The 2,172-nt window shown below is 40.9% G+C and carries 2 protein-coding genes and 1 pseudogene; 1 reads left to right on the top strand and 2 read right to left on the bottom strand.

Translation table 11 applies throughout. The annotated features are described in order from the left end of the window. Position 1 precedes the first annotated feature (1 nt). Positions 2–1,462, top strand: a complete 1,461-nt coding sequence (locus RAC86_RS38010) for a sporulation kinase KinD (RefSeq protein WP_377886889.1) — start codon at positions 2–4, stop codon at positions 1,460–1,462. 27 nt (positions 1,463–1,489) lie between these two features. On the opposite strand, the gene RAC86_RS38005 is transcribed toward RAC86_RS38010, so the two are convergent. After that, positions 1,490–1,921 carry a hypothetical protein gene (locus tag RAC86_RS38005; RefSeq protein WP_089172529.1) on the bottom strand — a complete coding sequence of 144 codons (432 nt, stop codon included), beginning with the start codon at positions 1,919–1,921 and terminating at the stop codon, positions 1,490–1,492. An 85-nt stretch (positions 1,922–2,006) separates the two neighbouring features. Then, positions 2,007–2,172, bottom strand: a pseudogene (gene spo0E / locus RAC86_RS38000) (aspartyl-phosphate phosphatase Spo0E); the annotation flags it as partial.

Below are 2,172 nucleotides of genomic sequence, written 5' to 3'. Positions count from 1 at the left end.
TATCATACTGGTCGTGATTCCGGCAATCGTCATCAGCTTTTTCGTATATGAAAAAGAAAAAGATACAATAGCTGCAGAACATAAACAAGAAGCAAGTGTCCTGCTAAACCTTCACCGCAACAAAATCAATTATTTAATCGGAGAAACAATGGCGAGAATGACCTCCTTGTCCATCGCCATCGACAGACCGGTTGATATAAAGAAAATGCAATCAATTTTGGAAAAGACCTTTGATTCAGAGCCGAGATTTTCCGGTCTCTATTTTCTCAATGCCAAAGGAGACGTCACCGCAAGCACAACCGAATTAAAAACGAAAGTAAACCTGGCCGACAGATCTTTTTTTACAAAAGCAAAGGAAACTAAAAAGACAGTCATTTCAGATAGTTATTCGAGCAGAATTACTGGTCAGCCAATTTTCACAATTTGTGTCCCTGTTTTGGACTCAAAACGTAATGTGACAGATTATCTTGTCGCAGCTATTCAAATTGATTATTTGAAAAATCTCATTAACTTACTAAGCCCTGATGTTTATATTGAAGTTGTGAACCAAGACGGGAAAATGATTTTTGCGAGCGGACAAGCCTCTCATGCAGAGGATCAGAAACCTGTCAGCGGATATCTGGATGATATCAGCTGGAATATGAAAGTCTATCCGAACCCGGTCACCATAGAAGAACTGACGAAAAGCCTAGTGCTTCCGCTTTCATGTATTATTGTTCTGCTGAATATCCTATTTATTCTCGTGCTGTATTATTTGCTGAAGCGGCAGACCCAGCTGGAGCGCTCAGAAAATGAGGCGCAAAAATTAGAGCTGATCGGGACGCTTGCTGCCAGCACAGCCCATGAAATCCGTAACCCCCTCACCGGCATAAGCGGCTTTATTCAGCTGTTGCAAAAGAAATATAAAGGTGAGGAAGATCAGCTTTACTTCTCCATTATCGAACAGGAGATAAAGCGCATCAATCAAATAGTGAGTGAGTTTCTTGTTCTCGGCAAGCCGACAGCTGAAAAATGGGAGCTGAACTCACTTCAGGACATTATCGGAGAAATTATGCCGATCATTTATTCTGAGGGCAATCTATACAATGTTGAAGTCGAATTACAGTATTTAACCGAGCAGCCCTTACTCGTAAAATGTACAAAAGATCATATTAAACAAGTGATTTTAAATGTAGCAAAAAATGGCCTCGAGTCAATGCCTGAAGGAGGCAAACTGACGATCTCCCTGGGAGCTTTAGATAAAAAAGCCATAATCAAAGTTGTGGATAACGGTGAAGGGATTTCTCAGGAAATGCTGGATCACATCTTCCTTCCCTTTGTTACTTCTAAAGAAAAAGGAACCGGTCTCGGCCTTGTTGTTTGTAAACGGATCGTGCTGATGTACGGAGGCTCTATTCATATTGAAAGTGAAGTGCGAAGAGGCACAGAGGTGACGATCACCCTCCCCGTATCCGCTTCATAGCCCCCCTGACCATGTCAGGAGGGTTTTTTATCTTCGTGATCGGTCATTGCCATTCGATTTGCTTGCTGGTCTTCCAGAAAAAAGGATTTTGATGAAACGCAACAGCATTTTCAAAAACATAAAAAACATAAAAAATACTAAAAAACCCTTTATACCTTCCGTGGCATCTAAAAACTCCATATTCCCTCTCCCCGTCACCTTTTGCTGAATCTCAATCGCAAATACGATGACAATGATGACTGTAACGGTATAGATAAAGGACAAGGCTGTCATACTCCATTTAGAAAGCCATGTAAACACAGCGTGAGTGACGCTGAAAAAGAATATGCCAAAAATGCCGATCACCCAAAAATGCATTTCTTTGTCAGTTAAATGAATGCCAAATATTCCGCATAAGGAAATAAAAGCATCATGAAATTGATTGACCATTTCGGTAATGAGAATCGCCAGTTCTTTCATTAGTTCCCTCTTTCATATGAATTTTTCCCAGAAAAAAAGAGCGCTTCCGAAAAGCTCTCTCTTTATATATGCATCTGATAGGCCGCTATTTATTTGCATCATATGCTGGCATAACATCTCTGCGGGGCCACAAGCCTAATTTCTTTACAAGGCCTTGAATCCCTTGGGAATGTTCGTTTTCTTGCATAAGCTGGTGATATTCATTTATTAAACAATCCAGCTCCTGACTGTGCCTGATCGTGTCATGCCCC

The sequence above is a fragment of the Bacillus sp. LR_5 genome (genome assembly GCF_042709275.1).
This window is presented reverse-complemented; position numbering and strand designations above follow the sequence as displayed.